We start from the raw sequence: 20,233 nt of genomic DNA, 5'->3' as shown, positions 1-20,233 counted from the left end.
ATCGGCGCAGGTGCCGACGGCGAAGGAGTGGCTGTGCTGGTGGTGCAGGGGCTGCTCGGCCCCGACGGTCGGCTCGCCGTCTGGGCCGAGGACTCGACGTTACCGTCGGCGCCGCCCCGGCGGCCGGGGCGACCGCCGCGCCGCCGACCGCACCCGTTCGCCGCCGGACACGAGGCCCTGGTCGCCGCGCTGAGCCCACTGCTCGGGCCGGTGGCGGTCAAGGCGGCCACCGGCAGTACGGCGGTCCGGCTGCCGACCGTCGCCGGTGCTCCGGTCGAGTCACCGGAGCTGGTCCGTACCCAGTCCGACGCGCCGACCACCGGGCTGGCCCGCGACGGCGGCCACGCCGACTGGCTGGTGTCCACCTTGGAGTTCGACGCCGACGAGGCGTTGTCGGTGCTCTGCACCCTGCACGACGTCGATCCGGCGGCCGACGTCGCACCGGCCGACGGTCTGCCCGGCGGCGTCGCGGCGGCCGACGGTCTGCCGGGCGGGCTGGTGATCGGTGCCGGGGTACGCCACCTGGCGCTGCTCGCCGGGTTCGCCGCCGAACTGGTCGCCCGGGGCCGGGTGCTGCCCGCCGTCCGGCCCGGCCCGGCACCCGGGTCGGCCACCGCCTGCTGGCTGCCGCTGCTGACCGGTGCCGACCAGCGGTGGGCCCGGTCGCTGACGCTGGCCACCCCGGCGGCGGCCCTGGCCGCCGGGGCGCCCGGCACCGGACACCGGCGCGTCGCCGAAGCGTTCGACGCGTTGACCGACGCCGCCGCCCGTGCCGCGCTGCACGGCGTACGGCTGGCCGAGGGCCGGGCCCGGTCCGGGCCGTTGGCCGCCCGCGACGCCTGGCTGACCGCGTTGACCGGGCCCCGGCGGGACTTCACCGCCCCGGTCGCGGCGCTCGACACCCTCGCCGCCGAGCTGGAGCACTGGCAGCGGGACGCGGCCGGCGGTCCAGTGCGGGCCCTGTTCCGGCTGCGCGAACCCGCCCCCGCCACTGAGGAGCCGGCCGCCGACGGGTCGGCCGGTCTCGTCGACGGTGCCGACGGGTGGCGGCTGGAGTTCGCACTGCAGGCCACCGCCGAGCCGAGCCTGCTGGTCGACGCGGCGGCGATCTGGCGCGTCGGCCGGCAGCTCCAACCGCTGACCCGGCACACCGCCGACCCGCAGGAGACGCTGCTGGCCGAGCTGGGTCGGGCCAGCCGGCTCTGGCCGGCGATCGACGACGCGCTGCGTACCGCCACCCCCGACGGCGTCGACCTGGACGTCACCGGTGCGCACCGGTTCCTGCGTGACGGAGCACCGACCCTGCACGCCGCCGGGTTCGGCGTGCTGCTGCCCTCCTGGTGGCAGCGGCCGGCGGCCCGGCTCGGTGCCCGGCTGCGGGCGGGAACCCCGACCGCGCCGGGCACTGTCGCCGTCGACCGCCGGTTCGGCCTGCCCGACCTGGTGGACTACGAGTGGGAGGTGGCCCTCGGTGATCAGCCGCTGACCGAGCAGGAGCTGCGCGATCTGGCCCGGGCCAAGACACCGCTGGTGCGGGTGCGCGGCGAATGGGTGGAGGTCGACCCGAAGCGGATCGCTGCCGGGTTGGCGCTGCTGCGCTCCGGTGGTGCGCTGACCGTCATGGACCTGCTGCGGGTCGCCCTCGGCGACGACGACGGCGGCGTGGGGCTGCCGGTGCTGGGCATCGACGCCACCGGGGCGCTCGGTGACCTGCTCAGCGGTGAGGTGGAGCGCCGGCTCACCCCGGTGGCCGAGCCGGCCGGTTTCCGGGGGCGGCTGCGTCCGTACCAGCAGCGGGGGCTGGCCTGGCTGCGGTTCCTGGATTCGCTGGGACTCGGCGGGGTGCTCGCCGACGACATGGGACTCGGCAAGACCGTACAGCTGCTCGCCCTGCTCGCCGCCGACGCACCCGACGCCGGTCCGACGCTGCTGGTCTGTCCGATGTCACTGGTCGGCAACTGGCAGCGGGAGGCGGCCCGGTTCGTGCCGGACCTGACGGTGCACATGCACCACGGCACCGACCGGCCCCGCGGCCCGGAGTTCGTCGCTGCGGTGACCGGCGCCCGGCTGGTGGTCACCACCTACGCGGTGGCCGCCCGGGACGCCGTTGACCTGGCCGGGGTCGGCTGGCACCGGATCATGGTCGACGAGGCCCAGGCGATCAAGAACGCGGCGACCCGCCAGGCCGTCGCGATCCGGTCACTGCCCGCCCGGCACCGGGTCGCGATCACCGGTACACCGGTGGAGAACCGCCTCGCCGACCTGTGGTCGATCATGGAGTTCGCTAATCCGGGCCTGCTCGGCGGCGCGGCCACGTTCCGCCGCCGGTACGCCGAACCGGTGGAACGCCACGGCGACGCCGAGGCCGCGCAGCGGCTGCGCCGGATCACCGGCCCGTTCGTGCTGCGCCGGCTCAAGACCGACACCTCGATCATCTCTGACCTGCCGGCGAAGCTGGAGATGGAGGTGCTGTGCCACCTCACCGCCGAACAGGCGTCGCTCTACCAGGCGGTGGTCGACGACATGATGGGGCGGATCGAGTCCAGCGACGGCGTCGAGCGGCGCGGCCTGGTGCTGGCCACCATGACCAAGCTCAAGCAGATCTGCAACCATCCGGCGCAGTTCCTGCGCGACGGCTCGCACCTGCCCGGCCGCTCCGGCAAACTCGCCCGGCTCACCGGGATCCTCGACGAGGTGCTGGCGGCGGGGGAGAAGGCGCTGCTGTTCACCCAGTACGCCGAGTTCGGCGCGATGCTGCGCGGGTACCTGTCGGCGTACACAGGTCGGGAGGTGCTGTTCCTGCACGGCGGTCTGGCCAAGGCGGACCGTGACGACCTGGTCGCCCGGTTCCAGGCCGGCCATGCCGACGGCGGCGGTGGTCGGGCCGGGCCGCCGCTGTTCGTCCTGTCGTTGAAGGCCGGCGGCACCGGGCTGACCCTGACCGCCGCCAACCACGTGGTGCACGTGGACCGGTGGTGGAACCCGGCGGTGGAGGACCAGGCCACCGACCGGGCGTTCCGGATCGGGCAGCGGCGGGCGGTGCAGGTCCGTAAGTTCGTCTGCGCCGGCACCGTGGAGGAGAAGATCGCGGCGATGGTGACGGACAAGCGTGGCCTCGCCGCGACCGTCGTCGGCAGCGGTGAGCAGTGGCTGACCGAGCTGTCCACCGCGCAGCTGCGGGAGCTGTTCACGTTGGAGGCCGGGGCGGTGGTCGAATGAGCCGGTTCGAGGACTACGGCCGGCCCCGGCGGGTCGACGGCGGGCTGCGCGCCCGCAGCACCCGGGGCGCGATCGGACAGTCCTGGTGGTCGCGCCGCTTCGTCGACGTGCTGGAGTCGTTCGCGTTGGGCACCCGGCTCACCCGGGGCCGCTCCTACGCCCGGGCCGGGCAGGTGCTCGCCCTGACCGTGGCACCTGGCGTGGTGAGCGCCCAGGTGCAGGGATCCCGGCCCCGGCCGTACCAGGCGCGGATCGAGCTGCGGCGCTACGGTGACGCGGTGTGGCGGCGGATCGAGAACACCTTGGCCGGCCAGGCGCTGTATAGTGCCCGGCTGCTCGCCGGCGACCTGCCGCCGGAGCTGGAGGAGGTGTTCGTCGCCGCCGGGGCACCACTGTTCCCGGCCGGCGTCGACGAGTTGGCGATGAGCTGCAGCTGCCCGGACGCGGCGGTGCCGTGCAAGCACCTGGCCGCCACCTGCTATCTGCTGGCCGAGGAGTTCGACACCGACCCGTTCCAGATCCTGCACTGGCGGGGACGGGACCGGGCCGCCCTGCTGCGTCAGCTGCGGCTCGCCCGGGGCGGTGGTGACGGTGCGCCGTCCGTCGACGGTGCGCCGTCCGTCGACGGTGCGCCGTCCGTCGACGGTGCGCCGTCCGTCGACGGTGCGGCGTCCGCCGGTGCGCCCTTCGTCGAGACTGGCTCGCCGTCCACCGACTCCGACACGCCGCCGGTGACGTCCCGGGTCGGTGCCGGCCCGGCGCTGGCCGGCCTGTCCGAACCCGTCGCCGCGTCGGACGCCGGATTCTGGCGGGCGCCGGTGCCGCTGCCGGACCGCGAGCCGGTCCTGTCGGCCCGTGCCGACCTGCTGCTGCGCCAGCTCGGGGCGCCGTCACCGGTGATCGGCGGCCCGGGCCTGGCGACAGTGCTGGGCCGGGCCTACCGGCGGTTCGCCGAACCCGCGCCGGCCGACGACTGACGTGGGCTGCCGCTGCGGTCGGGGCTACCAGCGGCGGGCCCGCAGCGCGAGGACTCCCGCGGCGGTGAGCGCCACCGTGCAGATCGACGCGGCGATCCAGCCGCCGAACAGGGCGAGCAGCGGCACCACCGCCCAGAGCAGCACACTGGCGATGATCGCCGCCCGGTTCCGCCGGTTGGCGGCCTGATCGCCCAGGCGGGCGACGAAGTCCGGATCGGTCGTCCGCAGATGGCGGGCGATCTGGTCGAACCGGCGTTGATCCTCCCTGCTGAGCATGGCGTGCCTTCCCTCCGAACGTCCCGACGGCCGTGGCGTGGTGGCTTTGGTGGCGTGGTGCGGCACGCGCTGTGCCTACCGAACGATGCGTACCGAACGATGCGTACCGAACGGCCATCGGGGCATTACCCAATCGCCCGCCGCTCACGCAGCCCGGTCCCGCAGCTTGCGCCTCAACCGGCAAACAGGACGGCCGCCGGCCCGGGACCGTGAGGTCCCGGGCCGGCGGCAGCCGGGAAGATCCGCCTACCCGGGTGAGCACCCGGGTAGGCGGAGTCACCCGCAGGTGACCACTGGGAAGGTCACAACGCCCGGCGCAGGGTGGACGTCTGCCGGGGGACGAAGACCGTCGCCGCCGGGACGACCGGGACGGTGAGCGGCACGGCACCCGGCAGCGGCCCGACCGGCGCGCTGCGGGGCTGCGGCAGCCTGGGTGGCGCGGCGGCGTGTTCCCGGGAGTCGACGATGATCCGTTGTACGGCGTACGAGTCCGGTAGCCGCCAGCCGACCTCGTCCGGATCGACCGCCCAGCGGACCGGCCCCTGCGGCAGCACCGTCGGCGGGGCGGGAATCCAGGAGCCCGGCCCGTGCTGGATGACGTCCAGCGAATCGGCCAGCTCCGGGCGCAGCGCGTCACCCGGGCGAACCAGGAACATCCACCGCCCGGTCGGGGTGACCGCGACCGGGCCGCGCAGCTGGCCCCGGCCGGGTGCCGCCGCTCCGCCGCGCAGCCGCAGCGTGCACAGCGTCCGCAGGCCGAGCCGGGCCGGCACGTCGAGCACGTCGAACGCGTGTCCGGTGGCCAGCAGGACGGTGTGCGGCTGCTGACGCCACCACGAGCCGACCCGGTCGCGCTGATCACTGGCGTCCCGCTCCCAGTGCTGCAACGCCGGGTGGCAGCCCGTGGTGGGACAGCCGGGGCGGTCACACCGGAAGCGCCCCTGGTGCAGGTACGCCCCTGGCGTCACCGGCCAGCCGTGTCTGGCGTAGCGCAGCGCGCCGCGGCGGAGCCGCAGGCGGACGAAAGGCGGTTGGACCGTCCACCGCATGATCGACATTCCTCCAAGGCATCTGGGTGCCGCCCGGACCACTCGTCGGGTCCGACCGGTCGGGTGAGGGCAGCCGGATCCGGCGTGCCCGGGCGGGGGACGCCGCGGCGACACGCCGGAACTTTTCGGCTGCCAACCCTTTGCAACTTGCATCGAAAACTACGACCATCTGTGATGGACCTAACGCACTGCCTGTGCGATGAGCACGGTCAGTGGTCCCGGTGTCCGGGGGGATGCCGCATCGACCAGCACATTTGCCGGCTCCGAAGTGCCCGGCACCGCGAGGGGGAACATGAGCGTGGAAGAGTTACCCATCGGTCGGCGGGTCGCCTACTGGCGTGGCCGGCGCAGAATGTCCCAACAGGTGTTCGCCGATCGGCTCGGAAAATCCAAGAGCTGGGTGGACAAGGTCGAACGGGGGGTGCGCCGGCTGGACAAGTTCTCGGTGATCCACGAGATCGCCGACGTGCTACAGCTCGACGCGCAACTGCTGCTCGGCAAGGACCCGGAGCGGCGGCCGGAGAGCGTCACCTGCATCGACCAGGTGGAGGTGGAGGAGATCCGGGCCGCACTGGAACGCTACGACTCGATCAGCACTCTGTTCCGACCCGCGAACGACGCGCCGCAGCTCGCCGAGATGCACAAGGCCACCAACCATGCCTGGCTGACCTTCCAGCACGCCAAGTACGGGGTGCTGGCCCGGGCGCTGCCCCGGCTGCTGCGCGACGCGCAGGCCGCCGACGCCCACTACACCGGTGACGACGACAACGCGCAGCAGGCGGCGAGTCTGCTCGGCCAGCTCTACCAGATCGCCTCGTCCACGCTGCGCAAGCTCGGCGAGTACGACCTCGCCTGGCTGGCCGCCGACCGGTCGATCGCGGTGTCGCACCGGGCCGGTGACCGGCTGCTGACCGGGGTGGCGACCTGCCGGGTCGGCAACGCACTGCTGGCCCTCGGCCGGTCCCGAGCGGCCCTGGAGGTGAACGTGAACATCGCCAACGGGCTCGCCCCGGCGGACAGCCGCAGCAGCACCCCGGAGCAGCTGTCCGTCTACGGCCTGCTGCTGCTGCAGGGCGCGATGGCCGCCGCTCGGCTCGGCGACAGCGCCACCGTCCGGGACCTGGTCAACGGCGCCGACGACGCGGCGCGGGCGCTCGGCGAGAACCGCAACCACTACTGGACCTGCTTCGGCCCGACCAACGTGCAACTGCACCGGGCGGCGGCCGCCGTGGAGCTCGGCGAGGGCCGGGCAGCGGTCGAGACCCACCAGGCGATAATGGAAGATCCGGGCTTCAGCGCCCTGCTGCCGGAACGGCGGGCGCACCACCTGCTCGACATTGCCCGCGGCTACGCTCAGTCCGGCGAGCTGGAAAAGGCCACCGAGATGCTGCTGGAGGGCGACCGGCTCGCCCCGGCGGAGATCCGCTGCCGGCCAGTGGCCCACGCCGTCATGGCCGACGTGCTGCGCCGCACCCGGGGTACGCCCTCGGCGCCGGTCGCCGAACTCGCCGAACACATGGGGGTCGGCGTGTGACCCGACACCCGCGCAACGGACGTGTACCCATCGACGGAGAGGTGACGGTGTGACCCCGGCCGGTGCCCGGACCCTCTACGTGATCGCCTGCGGCAGCCCAGCCTCCCGACATGTCGGGAGGCTGGTCACGCTGGCCCGACGACGCGGCTGGTCGGTGTGCGTGGTGGTCACCCCGGACGGGCGCAAGTTCGTCGACCTGCCGGCGCTGGCCGCACAGACCGGCCACCCGGTGCGGGTCGACTACAAGAACCCCGGCGACCCGGACGTGCTACCCCCCGCCGACGCGATGATCGTCGCCCCCGCCACCGCCAACACGATCAACAAGTGGGCCGCCGGGATCACCGACACCCTCGCCCTCGGACTGGTCGTCGAAGCACAGGGCAAGGGTCTGCCGATCGTCACGCTGCCGTTCACCAACACCGCGCTCGCCGGGCACCCGGCGTTCCAGGAGAGCGTCGCCCGGCTGCGCGGCTGGGGGGTGCAGGTGCTGCTCGGCGACGACGTGCTGCCGTTACAGCCGCCCGGTGAGGGGAACCAGATCATCGACCGGATCCCCTGGCACCTCACCCTCGACGCCCTCGACGAGCAGCTGTCCGCCGGCACCACCCACGGCTGACCGGGACGCCGCAGCGCCCGACGGGCGCGATGCCCCACAGACGAACGGACGCCGCCGTACCTGAACGTCCGGAGCGCGGCGGGTGGATGGGTAAGCTGGGCCGCCGTGGACACAACTGCAGCATCACCGGTACGGGTCGCCGAGGTGGTCGCCGCCGTCGAGCGGCGCTACCCGCCGGCCTGGGCCGAGCAGTGGGACCGCGTCGGACTGGTCCTCGGCGAACCGGGCGCCCCGGTGCGGCACGTGTGGTGCGTCGTCGACTGCGTACCGGAAACCGTCGCCGAGGCGGTCGACGCCGGCGCCGAGATGATCATCGCCCACCACCCGCTGCTGCTGCGCGGTGTCTCCTCGGTCGCCCCCACCACGTACAAGGGGCGGATCGTCCACGACCTGATCCGGGCCGGCGTCGCGCTGTACGCCGCGCACACCAACGCCGACGTGGCCCGACCCGGCGTCTCCGACGCGCTCGCCGACCGGCTCGGCCTGACCGATCTGCGACCGCTGGTGCCGGCGGCACCCGGCAGCCCGGCCGCCGCCGTCGCCGGCCAGGGCGCCGGCCGGATCGGCACGCTGCGTCAGCCGCTCAGCCTCGCCGCGCTCACCCGGCACGCCGCGGAGGTGCTGCCGGCCACCGCCTGGGGGGTACGGGCCGCCGGTGACCCGGGACGCCTGGTCACCACTGTGGCGGTCTGCGGCGGCGCCGGTGACTCCTACCTGGCCGCCGCGAGCGCCGCCGGAGTCGACGCCTACCTGACCGCCGACCTGCGCCACCACCCGGTCAGCGAACAGACAGCCGCTGGCGGCCCGGCGCTGCTCGACGCCGCTCACTGGGCCACCGAACGCCCCTGGCTGGACGACCTCGCCGCCTACCTCACCGGCGAACTCGGGGTCGCCGCCACAGTCTCCGACCTCGACACCGACCCGTGGACGCTGCACACGCCGTCCGCTGGCCGCGCTCGGGTGGCGACCAGCGTCACCCCCACCGCCACGGCACCCGCCGGCCCCACCGCCACGGCACCCGCCCGTTCCGCGCCCGCCGCATCCACCCATGAGGAGCCCCATCCGTGAAGGCAGACCCGCAAGCCCAGCGCCGCCTGCTCGACCTGCAGGCGATCGACACCGCGCTCACCCAGCTCGCCCACCGGCGACGGACCCTGCCCGAGCACGCTGAGCTGGACGCCCTGGCGCGGGAACTGTCAGCGCTGGAGGACGAGCGGGTCCGCGCCCAGGTCGCCGTCGATGACCTGGACCGCGACATCGCCCGGCTGGAGCGCGACGTCGACCAGGTCCGCGCCCGCAAGGACAAGGACCAGGCCCGGCTCGCCGCCGGCTCCGGTCCGGCCCGGGAACTGGAGGCGCTGCAGCACGAACTCGCGTCGCTGACCCGCCGGCAGACCGAGCTGGAGGACGCCGAACTGGAGCTGATGGAACAGCGGGAGACCGCTCAGGCCGCGCTCGACCAGGTCACCGGACGCATTGACAGCACCCGGCAACGGCGTGCCGAGGTCGAGCAGACCCGGGAACGCAACCTCGCCGAGATCGCCAGCGAGGAACAGTTCAAGACCTCCGCCCGCGCCCCGCTGGCCGGCGACCTCCCAGCCGACCTGGTCGCCCTCTACGACAAGATCCGGGAAAACTCGGGTGGGCTGGCCGCCGCGCTGATGCGCGCCGGCCGCTGCGGCGGCTGCCGACTCGAACTGTCCGCCACCGAACGGGGCCGGATCAAGGCGGCCGACCCGGCCGAGGTGGTTCGCTGCGAGGACTGCCGCCGCATCATGGTGCGGACCGCCGAGTCGGGCCTGTGAAGGCCGCCTTGAAGGTCGTCGTCGAAGCCGACGGGGGCGCCCGGGGCAACCCGGGACCCGCCGGGTACGGGGCCGTGGTGCTCGACGCCGACACCGGCACGGTGCTCGCCGAACGGGGCGAGGCGCTCGGCGTCGCCACCAACAACGTCGCCGAGTACCAGGGGCTGATCGCCGGGCTGCGGGCCGCCGCCGAGATCGGCGCCACCTCGGTCGACGTACGGATGGACTCGAAGCTGGTCGTTGAGCAGATGTGCGGCCGGTGGCAGATCAAGAATCCGGGGCTGCGGCCGCTCGCCGCGCAGGCTGCGACACTGGTCCGCGAGTTCGACTCGGTCAGGTTCAGCTGGATCCCCCGGGAGCAGAACAAGCGCGCCGACGCCCTGGCCAACCAGGCGATGGACCAGGCCGCCGGCAAACCGGCCAAGGCCACCAAGGCTCCGCCGGCACCGGTCGCTTCGGCTGCGTCTGCAGCCCCGACGGCTTCCGTCGGGTCGGTCGTCGAGGTCCAGCCGTCGATGTTCGCCGTCGCCGGGGCCGGCGACGCCCCGGCCGCCTCCTGGGAGCCGCCGACCACCGCCACCGCCACCCGGCTCATCCTGGTCCGGCACGGCGAGACCGGGCTGAACAAGCAAAGCCGCTACTCCGGGCGCGGCGACGTAGCGCTGTCCGAGCAGGGCGCGGCGCAGGCCACCGCCGCCGCCGCGCGGATCGCGGTGATCCGGGCCAAGGTCGACGTCATCGTCTGCTCGCCGCTGTCGCGCTGCGTCGACACGGCGCGGGCGATCGCCGCCGAGGTCGGCGACCCGCCGGTACGCGCCGAAGCCGACCTGATCGAGTGCGACTTCGGCGAATGGGAGGGCCGCACCTTCGCCGAGGTACGGGAACGCTGGCCGGCCGAGCTGACCGCCTGGCTCGCCTCCACCGAACTGTCCCCGCCCGGCGGGGAGTCGTTTGCCCAGGTCGCCGGCCGGGTCCGTCGGGTGGTGCGGGAACTGCTCACCACGTACCGGGGAAAGACCGTCGTGGTGGTCTCGCACGTCTCCCCACTGAAGATCATGCTGCGGGACGCGCTCGGTGCCGGGGACGCGTTGCTGCACCGGCTCTACCTCGACCCGACCGGCATCTCGGTGATCGACACCTGGCCGGACGGCGGCGTGGCGGTGCGTACCGTCAACGACACCGCCCACCTCGCCGGCATCGCCACCCCCTGACTGCGGCCGGGCTCGCCGCCCCCTGACTGAGGCCGGGGCCGCCGCTGCTGGCGTTGGCCTGGCCACACCGTGACCTGGTGCGGCCGGTGCGCCGCTAGCCTCGCAGGATGGATCTTCCCGCGTTCGCGTTGCTGGTCGGGGCCGGGCTGGCGGCCGGCACCGTCAACGCGGCGGCCGGCGGCGGCTCGCTGATCACCTTCCCGGCGCTGATCGCCGTCGGGCTGCCGCCGGTGTCGGCGAACGTCACCAACGCGATCGCGGTCTGCCCCGGCTACGTGGCCAGCACCGTCGGCAGCCGCGACGACCTGCCGCGCCGCCGCGGACTGTGGCGCCTCATCCCGACCGCCGTCGCCGGGGCGGTCCTCGGCTGCGTCCTGCTGCTGATCACCCCGCCCCGGGCCTTCGAGCTGATCGTGCCGTTCCTGGTGATCAGCGCGGCGGCGGTGCTCGGCTTCCAGAACCAGCTGCGGCGCCTCGTCGGCGAACCCCGCGACCTGCCAGCCGGGCGCGAACAGATGTCACTGCAGGCGATGACCTTCTTCTGCGCCGCGTACGGCGGATATTTTGGTGCCGCGCTCGGGGTGATGCTGGTCGCCGGCCTGGCCCTGGTGCTCGACGAGGCGCTCAACGGCGTCGTCGCGCTGAAGAACCTGCTGTCGGCGGCGGTCGGGGTGACCACCGTCGCCGTGTTCGCCATATTCGGCCCGGTCGACTGGGTCGCGGCGGTGACGGTCGCCCCGGCCGCCATCGTCGGCGGCTACGTCGGCGCGCGGGTGGTGCGCAAGCTGCCGCCGACCGTGCTGCGCTTCGGCATCGTCGCCTTCGGTGTCGGTATCGGCGTCCTGCTGCTGGCCCGCGCCCTGCGCTGACCCGCTCTCGGCGCGCTCACCGCCGGGTCTGCTCGTCCTGCCCGCGCTGACCGCTGAGCCTGCTTTCTCCTGCCCGAGCCGACCGCCACTCCGCCGGATCCGCGCTCGAGTTGAAGGCCAGATACCCTCTCTGCCGCCGGTAAGGTTGCTGACCTTCAACTCGTGCGCGAACTCCTGCGGCCCGGGCCCACTGACGGCGACGGGGCCGGGATGATGATCGGATGGCGCGGACGCTGCTGTACCTGGTCCGGCACGGCGAGCAGGACAGCGACGAGACCGGGTCCGACCCAGGCCTGTCGGAGCTCGGCCGGCGCCAAGCGCGCCGGCTCGGTCAGCGTCTGCGTGCTGTGCCGTTCGACGCCGTCCACCACGGTCCGGCGGCGCGGGCCGCGCAGACCGCCGAGGAGATCGCGGCTTTCCTGCCCGGGATCCCGGTGCACGAATGTCGGTTCGCCGCCGACGTGACGCCGGTGCCGGCTCCCGGGCGCGCCGACCAGGCGGTGCCGCAGCGGTACGCCGATTTCGTCGACGCGGTCCCGGAACAGGAGCGCGACCCCGGCGCGGTACGGGCACAGGCAGCGGTGAACCACTGGGGGCGGGTCGGCGACGTCGACCGGCACGAACTGGTGGTGACGCACAACTTCGTGATCGGCTGGGCGGTCCGGCATGCGCTGGACGCGCCGTACTGGCGGTGGCTCGGGCTGAACCAGTTCAACTGCGGCTTGACGATCGTGCAGTGGCGCAGCGACGCTCCGCCGACCCTGGTGAGCTCTAACGACATCGGCCACCTGCCGCCGGGCGAGCGGGGCCAGCCACCGGTGGATCTGCTGACCTGAGCCGCCTGGCTGTTGCCTGGCTGCGGGCGTAGGTCGTGCGGTGGATCTAGAAGGATCTGGCCGGAATATCGACCATGATCCTTCTAGATCACTGTTCTGGGCTGGTCGTGGTGGCCTGCCGGGCCTGCGGGTGGGGAATGATCGTGGGCTGCGTACGATTGATCCTCGGACGGACGAGTCGACCGGGCGGCCGCGTCAGCGGGGGATACGTCCCCTGTTGCCGAGGAACGTCCGGACTCCACAGGGCAGGGTGGTTGCTAACGGCAACCCGGGGCGACCCGCGGGACAGTGCCACAGAAAACAGACCGCCGGGCGGTGAAACGCCCGGTAAGGGTGAAACGGTGGGGTAAGAGCCCACCAGCATCCCGGGTGACCGGGATGGCTCGGTAAACCCCACCCGGAGCAAGGCCAAGAGGGCCGGTGTCGCGAGACGCCGACCTGCGCAGGCGTTCGAGGGCTGCCCGCCCGAGTCTGCGGGTAGGCCGCTGGAGCCTGCCGGCGACGGTAGGCCTAGATGGATGGCCGCCACCGCTGCGCGACCCGGGCAACCGGCGCGTACGGGACAGAATCCGGCGTACAGGTCGACTCGTCCGTCCCACCCCAGATCAATGCGTTGATCAAGGATCTGAGCTGCGCGGACTCCCCGTCGTCGATGGTCGTTCATGGTGAACTTTGGTCGTCATCTGACGCCCTGGAGACGCCCTGACGCCCTGGAGACGCCCTGATCTTGGACGGTCCGGGCGGTGTCGACGGCGGCCGGGGACGCACCCCCGCGTGGTACGGACCCGGCGCGATCGGTGTCGGTGGCAAGCCAGTCCGGGTTGTGGACTGGCGCGGCAGCCGGAAGCCCCGACCACGACGGCGGCCAACCCCGCCGGCTTCCGGACCGCGCCCTGCCGCCGTCGACAACGCCGGAGACGGGGACTCGAACCCCTAAACCGCGTACGGGCGGTGGATCCGGGCACGTCGGGGCGCTGGCCTGCGGCGGGTTCCTCGACGTCTCTCGGCCTCTCTCGGTGGCTTCGGTTCTCGTTTGTACTGGCGTTGTCGTAGTTGATCTTTGTTGGGGCCGTCTGAGGTCTATGACTTCCCCGGCTCTTTGACGGTGTCGGGTGTTCGGGTGCTTGGGTGGGCGGTTCGGTGGTGGGAGTGGTGGGTGGTTTGGTGGATGGGTGTCTGTTGTGGTGATCGGTGATGATGGGTGAATGAAGGTCGTACGTACGGTGATCTTGGTTGTGGTGTCGATGTGTGTCGGCGCTGGCGTTGCGCTGTTGGTGGGTTTCTTGCGGGGTGAGGGGTTGGAGCGGGCGTCGTGGTGGGCTGCGGTGGCGAGCCTGGTCCTTGGGGTGGTGACGTTGGCGGTGCAGGTGTTGCTGTCTGGCCGTTCCGCAGGGTCTGACGGGGTCGGTTCCACCACCGGGGCAGGCGTGGATGGTGGTTTTGGGCCTGTTGACGGTGTGGGCGCTGAATCTGTGTCGGTTGGTGATGTAGAGGTGTCCGGTGATCGTGTCGTCGGTTTCGCCTTTGGCGGGACGGTGATTACGGGTGATGGCAACTCGGTCGGGTCGGCTGGGGACGGCCGGGCGTGACGGGGCGGGGTGGCTCCGGTGGCGTGACGTTGGGCGACGTGGATGTGTCGGGTGCTGGCGGGGTGGGCGTCGCGGTCAACAGCACCGTGATCACTGGTGATGGGAACGTGGTCCTGCGGGTTGAGGGCCACGACGTCGTTGAGGTCCCGCCGCCGGGGGATGTGGCCGGGGTGCGGCGGTTGTTGTTCGTCGGGTCGGCGGGTCCGGTGTCGGAGTTGGTGGGTTCGTGGTTGCGGCCGGATGCGGGGGTGGTGGAGGCGCAGCCGCGTGGTGAGGTGGATGAGGTGGTGCGGTGGTGTGGGTCGGGGTTGGGGCCGGTGGTGCGGTTGGTGGTGGGTGCGGGTGGTCAGGGGAAGACGCACCTTGCGGGTCAGGTGTGTGACCGGCTGGGTCGGGAGGGGTGGTTGGCGGGGTTTGTGCGGTTGCCGTCGTCGGGGTGGCGGTCGGTGCGGTGGGCGGATCTGGCGGGAGGTGGTGAGGCGGGTCGGCGTGCTGGGCGGGATCTGCGGCGGGTGCCGGAGTTGGTGGCGGGGGTGCGGGCGGCGGCGGTGTTGGAGGTGCGGACGCTGTTGGTGGTGGATTACGCGGAGAACGTGGGTCCGGTGGTGGCGGAGTTGTTGGACACGATTGAGGAGGCGGGGGCGGCGGCGTGGGTGCGGGTGTTGTTGTTGGCGCGTACGGATGTGGGGTGGTTTGAGGAGTTGGCGGTGGAGCACCGGTTGCATGGCTGGGTGCATCCGACGCCGTTGCGGTTGGGGGCGTTGTCGCGGTCGTGGGATTCCGACGAGGTGGGGCGGGTGTGGGCGGGCGCTGTGGAGCGGTTCGCGGGCCGGGCCGGTGAGGCGGGGTGGGTGGTGCCGGATTCGGTGGGGTCGGTGGCGGTGCCGGCGCGGGGGTTCGCGACGACGTTGGATCTGTACGCGACGGCGTTGTTGACGGTGTTGGACGCAGCGAAGGGGCAGCGTTCGGGAGACGGTGATGCGTTGGCGGGGGTGTTGCGTCATGAGCAGCGGCAGGTGGCGTCGGCGTTAGCGGCGGCGGGACTCACGATCAGTGCACCGGGGCAGGCGTGGGCGATGGGGGCGGTGACGTTGACCGCGCCAGAGCTGGAAGCAGAAGCGGTCGAGGTGGTGGGGCGGGTGCCGGCGTTGGCGGGGTTGGGGTGGGAGCAGCGGTCGCGGTTGGTGCAGGTGTTGCGGGGGTTGTATCCGGATGAGTCGCGGGAGCGGGTGTGGCAGGCGCCGAAGCCGGACCGGTTGGCGGATACGCATCTGTTGAGGCTGGCGGGGCTTGGGTTGGCGTCGAGTCTGCGGCAGTGGTGTGAGGATCTGGCGGCGGTGTGCGGTGGGGCGGGTGGTGAGGCGGCGAGGCACGCGGTGGAGGTGTTGCACCGGTGTTTGTCGACGCCGGATGCGGCTGGTCTGTACGGGGAGGAGCTGGGTTTCGTCCGTGACGGGCTCGTCACGCTGGTGGAGCGGTTCCCGGCGGAGTACGTGCCGGCGTTGGTGGTGGTTGACCCGGTCGGGTTTGAGCCGGCGATTGTGGACGCCATCGCTGGTCGCGACGGTGGCGGGTTAACGGTCGAGCAGGTTGAGCGGGTGGACGCGTTGCTGCGTGAGCTGGGGTTCGCCACGACTCGTACGGGTGTCGCGGTGGCGGTGTCACGACGACTGGTGGAGGCGACACGCCCTATTGCTGACGCCGACGGTGACCCTGAGGCGGTGAACCGGTACGCGGCAGAGCTGAACAACTGGTCGGTGCGGTTGGGTGAGGTGGGTCGGCGGGAGGAGGGCCTGGCCGCAATCGAGGAAGCCGTCGCCATCTACAGGCGGCTGGCCGACGCCAATCCCGCCGCCTACCTACCCGACCTTGCCATGTCGTTGAACAACTGGTCGCTGCGGTTGGCCGAGGTGGGTCGGCGGGAGGAGGGCCTGGCCGCGAGCGAGGGAGCCGTCGCCATCTACAGGCGGCTGGCCGACGCCAATCCCGCCGCCTACCTACCCGACCTTGCCATGTCGTTGAACACTTGGTCGGTGTGGTTGGCCGAGGTGGGTCGGCGGGAGGAGGGCCTGGCCGCGAGCGAGGGAGCCGTCGAGATCCACCGGCGGCTGGCCGACGCCAACCCCGCCGCCTACCTACCCAACCTCGCCGGATCGTTGAACAACTGGTCGCTGCGGTTGGCCGAGGTGGGTCGGCGGGAGGAGGGCCTGGCCGCAATCGAGGAAGCCGTCACCATCTACCGGCGGCTGGCCGACGCCAATCCCGCCGCCTACCTACCCGACCTCGCCACGTCGTTGAACACTTGGTCGAACAGGTTAGGTGAGGTGGGTCGGCGGGAGGAGGGCCTGGCCGCGAGCGAGGGAGCCGTCGAGATCCGCCGGCGGCTGGCCGACGCCAATCCCGCCGCCTACCTACCCAACCTCGCCGGATCGTTGAACACTTGGTCGAACAGGTTGGGTGAGGTGGGTCGGCGGGAGGAGGGCCTGGCCGCAATCGAGGAAGCCGTCGAGATCCGCCGCCGGCTGGCCGACGCCAATCCCGCCGCCTACCTACCCAACCTCGCCGGATCGTTGAACAACTGGTCGAACAGGTTGGGTGAGGTGGGTCGGCGGGAGGAGGGCCTGGCCGCAATCGAGGAAGCCGTCGCCATCTACAGGCGGCTGGCCGACGCCAATCCCGCCGCCTACCTACCCGACCTTGCCATGTCGTTGAACAACTGGTCGCTGCGGTTGGCCGAGGTGGGTCGGCGGGAGGAGGGCCTGGCCGCGAGCGAGGGAGCCGTCGCCATCTACAGGCGGCTGGCCGACGCCAATCCCGCCGCCTACCTACCCGACCTTGCCATGTCGTTGAACACTTGGTCGGTGTGGTTGGCCGAGGTGGGTCGGCGGGAGGAGGGCCTGGCCGCGAGCGAGGGAGCCGTCGAGATCCGCCGGCGGCTGGCCGACGCCAATCCCGCCGCCTACCTACCCAACCTCGTCAGATCGCTACAGGTCCAGGCATACCTAATGCGCGAGCAGCAATCCTTGGAACGGGCCGAAGCCATCGATCGAGAAGTCGCTTCACTGCTGGGCAAGGAGTAGACGCCTTCGAAGCGACGACCTTGCGGCCGATCAGTCACGGCGCGGCGCGGCGGGCGGCTGCCCGGTGGTGACGGTGGTTTTCCGCCCCGGCCGCGTAGCGGTCCGGGGCGGCTTGCCGCCGGGCGGTGTTCCGCCCGCGCGCCGCGCTGGGCGCGGCGTCTTGATCCAATACAGGACTATTCGGCAACAGGAGAGTCCGAACGTTCTCTTTCGAGTGAGCCCCTCTGCTTAGGAAATGCAATTGAGGTATGTGTCAAGAAATTGACTTCTCGACGAGCCCAGCGCCTCAATAGTGGCAGCATGGAGGACTTTTCCGAAGAGTAGACTGATGAAAAATAGTCCAGTGCTCTAGCGAAGGCTCGCCCCTCTGGTTGGCCCGTTCTTACCTCTATGAGTGGCATGAGGCATTGTAGTCGGCCAAGGCTAGATTCCAGAACAGGCATCTCTACCAGCAACCGCCTGCCTAATCCTTCAAGCATGATGAAGAGAAGAACTCCGCCAACGTTCAATTCATTTGGGCTCAGGTCTTCTGAGCTCTCGGAATTTCCTGCGCCAACGATCCTCCTGATGTTCATCGGGAAGCTCAAGGACAGAGGGCGGTCCCCTCCTGGGTGATTGCCCCAGGGTGGGCCGTCAAGCTGAAGCAAAAATTGGCTTATTCCCTCGACTTGTTTCCAATAGAGATTGTTTCGATTTTGCCTGGTGCCAGCCATTGTCCTTAGGATATGTCCCGCATACGGCGAGGCGATTAACCCCCATCCGGGATATTCAAATTCGGCGAATAGCCACTCAGTTCCATGCTTGGCTAGCGGTTTGGCGATATCGAAGTCTTCGAGAGATAGGAGTCCGAGATAGAGGCTGTGATTGACTGTTGCGAGCTGTTCAATTTTGATTCTGTAATCCTGGATGGCCTTGGTGAATGACAGTCTTACCTCGTTCCTAACGCGCGATCTACGGGGCATTGCTGCTGATATGCCTATATGGGCGAATGCCGCAGCATCCACGCTGGCCGAGGTTTGATCTGAATCCAGGCCGCTTCGAACCTGCGAAATTAGCTCGTCTTGGATGATTGACTTATTTGGGGTTGTCAGTGCTTCCAGTATTGCGGTCATCGCTTGCATTTGGCCTGAGGTGCCTGAAACCTCTGGTGCAATCCAGAGGTGTTGCATCATTAATCGATATGCTTCAGATACTATTTGACGAACTTGCGTCGGTGGAAGTACCAAGAATGAAAGACATCGGGAAACGAAGGAAACTAGTGCGCTTTGTGTGGGACTCTCTATGTCGATCTGCGCAAGCAGAAAACGGACTATTCGCTCGCCGCCTCTCTCGTTGTGGCGATCGGTGATCTGCGTAGCAAGCTGCGCCACAATATCCCACTCCTCGCGCAGGATGTGGGGTGCCAGCAGGCGTGCGATCTGCTCGGGTGAATCCCCTAGGCGTGTAATGTGATAAGCCGCAAAGTACTCTAGAAATGTACGATGGGTAAACTTGTATAGGACTTCGCCGTCTGCGGTCGTGCCTGCGTCGTTAAAGACCCAAGCTCGGCCCCTGCAGAATTCCACAAACTCCCGCGCGGCTTCGCGTGCCTGATCGTCGGTTTCGAACAGGTATCCCTTAAGGTAAGTCGTGGTTCGATCGACCAGCTCATGCTCTGTGACTCCTTCTCCCGTGCTATCGTTCACCAGCATCCAGTACGCTAGGTACTTCATCGCAGGATCCACGGCATGTCCGGCCTGAAGATTGGAGTATATGCGCCGGCTGCTATCCCACTTATCAAATAGAAGCGTTGCGCATCGTTCGTATACTGCGGGTCTGTTCCGCGGAATGAAGTGTTCTCCTCTATAGATGATACATAGGAGGGCTAGCATCAGCGGATTTGACCTTAGGTCTGGGGATACCTTACTTTCCTCAACGAATGAGGAGATAGCCAGCTGCTTTTCAGCGCTCGATAGGTTCTCCTGTGAAAACCACTTTTCTGCATACAGCTGTACATCTTGATCGTCGAACCGTGAAATTTCGATCACTCGAAACTCCTTTGGGTCCATTGGCGCTCGCTGGTATCCAACTAGGCGAGACGTCACGAGCACCGCGCATAACGGGTACCTGGCGCAGAAGAGCTCGACCCTGTCCGCGACCTCTCGTCTGCGACTCGTATCGAGCAACTCATCCAGTCCATCGAAAACTACCAGAACGCGGCCGGTGTCAAGGAGACGCTGGATTAGCTCCTTGGGTAGGTCAACCTGATAGTGGCTCGATGATCGATGGGCCAAGTAGTCGACGATTGATTTTTCGCCCATTTCTCCTGCGAAGTCCCGCAGTAGCACAAAGAATGGTATCTGGTAGGTGGGAGTCGCTGCGAAGATTGTGGTTATCACGTTAGCGGCGGTCGATTTTCCGCCGCCCGGGTCGCCCAAGATTACCGTTCGATCAAGTTCCTCTATCAGATCTTCTAGGCTGAGTTCCGTCTCACGACGACCGCTTTCGGCAAATTTTGGGCTCACGTATATTGTCGAGTAGTTCAGCCTTCTTCGGCGCTCGAAGTCGGGAGGTTCGATAGAGCCGTGAGCTCTTGCTGCCTGCTTTCGATACTTGCTGATCAAATCTGCTTCGCTATCGATTTGGGCAACGTTAATGCTTTTAAGGGATGAGAGATGCCTTTCGATTGACTCTAAAATATTAGATACCCGTTCAATTTTTGCGTCGTTCGTGATGTCTCCTGCGATTCTTGGACATTTCTCCTTAAATAGTTCAGATAAGCGCCGCGATTCCCCCTCAATGCAGTCGAAAATCTTATCTAGGTATGGATTCAGGATTGGCGCTTGTACTCGCTTTATTTCTGACCATGCACCGATTTGCCAGGCTACCCGAAGTCGTCGACTGTCGAAGTCATTTGTCGCAAGGTGTGTGGTTAGCAACTCTCGAACTATCGTGCGCGCGGTTGGTCCAGATAGGAAGTTTTGCAGCTCGGTCTTGTCGATATCGTTTGGCTCAGAAATTGAATACAACGCAACTGATTTGCTTACTCGATCCGAGTTTAAGTAGGCTCGAAAAAATTCTTTCTCTGATTCTTCTTTCTTCCGATTTACTGTTCTTTCTATATGTGAGAAAATAAACATAGCGGATTTTGTTATTAGGCCAACAATATTTCCTTCTACTGGCACGCCAGCTC

14 protein-coding genes and 1 other RNA gene are annotated in these 20,233 nt (G+C 69.2%); 12 read left to right on the top strand and 3 right to left on the bottom strand.

All coding sequences use genetic code 11. The features are described 5' to 3' along the window. Positions 1 to 33: 33 nt before the first annotated feature. Positions 34 to 3,219, top strand: coding sequence for a DEAD/DEAH box helicase (locus O7553_RS17700; protein WP_281550846.1), 3,186 nt, complete (start codon positions 34 to 36; stop codon positions 3,217 to 3,219). Continuing rightward, complete coding sequence (locus O7553_RS17695; protein ID WP_281550845.1) at positions 3,216 to 4,196, top strand: SWIM zinc finger family protein; 981 nt, start codon at positions 3,216 to 3,218, stop codon at positions 4,194 to 4,196. Before O7553_RS17700 ends, O7553_RS17695 begins: the two co-directional genes overlap by 4 nt. 24 nt (positions 4,197 to 4,220) lie before the next feature. Here O7553_RS17695 and O7553_RS17690 read toward each other — a convergent pair whose 3' ends face one another. Then, positions 4,221 to 4,472, bottom strand: a complete 252-nt coding sequence (locus tag O7553_RS17690) for a DUF3040 domain-containing protein (protein ID WP_281550844.1) — start codon at positions 4,470 to 4,472, stop codon at positions 4,221 to 4,223. Between the two features lie 302 nt (positions 4,473 to 4,774). Further along, entirely contained in the window at positions 4,775 to 5,521 is a 747-nt protein-coding gene (locus O7553_RS17685) for a bifunctional DNA primase/polymerase (protein WP_281550843.1), read from the bottom strand. Between the two features lie 298 nt (positions 5,522 to 5,819). Between O7553_RS17685 and O7553_RS17680 the strand changes: the two genes are divergently transcribed. The 10 genes from O7553_RS17680 (at position 5,820) to O7553_RS17635 (ending at position 17,061) form a co-directional block, all read left to right on the top strand. After that, a complete protein-coding gene (locus O7553_RS17680) occupies positions 5,820 to 7,055 on the top strand; it encodes a helix-turn-helix domain-containing protein (RefSeq protein WP_281550842.1) in 1,236 nt (411 codons plus the stop codon). Positions 7,056 to 7,104: 49 nt separating this feature from the next. Then, positions 7,105 to 7,671, top strand: a complete 567-nt coding sequence (locus O7553_RS17675) for a flavoprotein (protein WP_281550841.1) — start codon at positions 7,105 to 7,107, stop codon at positions 7,669 to 7,671. Between the two features lie 105 nt (positions 7,672 to 7,776). After that, a complete protein-coding gene (locus O7553_RS17670) occupies positions 7,777 to 8,739 on the top strand; it encodes a Nif3-like dinuclear metal center hexameric protein (protein ID WP_281550840.1) in 963 nt (320 codons plus the stop codon). Beyond that, the gene (locus O7553_RS17665; RefSeq protein WP_281550839.1) at positions 8,736 to 9,476 is read left to right on the top strand and encodes a C4-type zinc ribbon domain-containing protein; all 741 of its coding nucleotides are present in this window, start codon (positions 8,736 to 8,738) and stop codon (positions 9,474 to 9,476) included. Before O7553_RS17670 ends, O7553_RS17665 begins: the two co-directional genes overlap by 4 nt. Positions 9,477 to 9,484: 8 nt before the next feature. Further along, positions 9,485 to 10,687 (top strand): bifunctional RNase H/acid phosphatase, encoded by a 1,203-nt coding sequence (locus tag O7553_RS17660; protein ID WP_281550838.1) that lies wholly within the window; start codon positions 9,485 to 9,487, stop codon positions 10,685 to 10,687. 107 nt (positions 10,688 to 10,794) lie between these two features. Then, entirely contained in the window at positions 10,795 to 11,556 is a 762-nt protein-coding gene (locus O7553_RS17655; protein WP_281550837.1) for a sulfite exporter TauE/SafE family protein, read from the top strand. Between the two features lie 221 nt (positions 11,557 to 11,777). Continuing rightward, a complete protein-coding gene (locus tag O7553_RS17650; RefSeq protein WP_281550836.1) occupies positions 11,778 to 12,392 on the top strand; it encodes a histidine phosphatase family protein in 615 nt (204 codons plus the stop codon). A 174-nt stretch (positions 12,393 to 12,566) separates the two neighbouring features. Continuing rightward, an RNA gene (gene rnpB / locus O7553_RS17645) (RNase P RNA component class A) lies at positions 12,567 to 12,985 on the top strand. Positions 12,986 to 13,597: 612 nt separating this feature from the next. Then, positions 13,598 to 13,981, top strand: a complete 384-nt coding sequence (locus O7553_RS17640) for a hypothetical protein (RefSeq protein WP_281550835.1) — start codon at positions 13,598 to 13,600, stop codon at positions 13,979 to 13,981. Next, the gene (locus O7553_RS17635) at positions 13,978 to 17,061 is read left to right on the top strand and encodes a tetratricopeptide repeat protein (protein WP_281550834.1); all 3,084 of its coding nucleotides are present in this window, start codon (positions 13,978 to 13,980) and stop codon (positions 17,059 to 17,061) included. Before O7553_RS17640 ends, O7553_RS17635 begins: the two co-directional genes overlap by 4 nt. A 176-nt stretch (positions 17,062 to 17,237) precedes the next feature. Here O7553_RS17635 and O7553_RS17630 read toward each other — a convergent pair whose 3' ends face one another. Beyond that, the gene (locus tag O7553_RS17630; protein ID WP_281550833.1) at positions 17,238 to 20,225 is read right to left on the bottom strand and encodes an NACHT domain-containing protein; all 2,988 of its coding nucleotides are present in this window, start codon (positions 20,223 to 20,225) and stop codon (positions 17,238 to 17,240) included. Between the last annotated feature and the right edge of the window lie 8 nt (positions 20,226 to 20,233).

It is taken from the genome of Solwaraspora sp. WMMA2059, assembly GCF_027497315.1.
In the GTDB taxonomy this organism is placed as follows: Bacteria; Actinomycetota; Actinomycetes; order Mycobacteriales; family Micromonosporaceae; genus Micromonospora_E.
Note: the sequence above shows the minus strand (reverse complement) of the source record. Positions and strands in the feature narration are given on the sequence as shown.

What these genes read in the sequence shown, in the direction of transcription:
- O7553_RS17640 (WP_281550835.1), top strand. Translation starts at nt 13,598, where the DNA reads ATGAAGGTCGTACGTACGGTGATCTTGGTTGTGGTGTCGATGTGTGTC.
- O7553_RS17650 (WP_281550836.1), top strand. Translation starts at nt 11,778, where the DNA reads ATGGCGCGGACGCTGCTGTACCTGGTCCGGCACGGCGAGCAGGACAGC.
- O7553_RS17695 (WP_281550845.1), top strand. Translation starts at nt 3,216, where the DNA reads ATGAGCCGGTTCGAGGACTACGGCCGGCCCCGGCGGGTCGACGGCGGG.
- O7553_RS17685 (WP_281550843.1), bottom strand. Translation starts at nt 5,521, where the DNA reads ATGCGGTGGACGGTCCAACCGCCTTTCGTCCGCCTGCGGCTCCGCCGC.
- O7553_RS17690 (WP_281550844.1), bottom strand. Translation starts at nt 4,472, where the DNA reads ATGCTCAGCAGGGAGGATCAACGCCGGTTCGACCAGATCGCCCGCCAT.
- O7553_RS17655 (WP_281550837.1), top strand. Translation starts at nt 10,795, where the DNA reads ATGGATCTTCCCGCGTTCGCGTTGCTGGTCGGGGCCGGGCTGGCGGCC.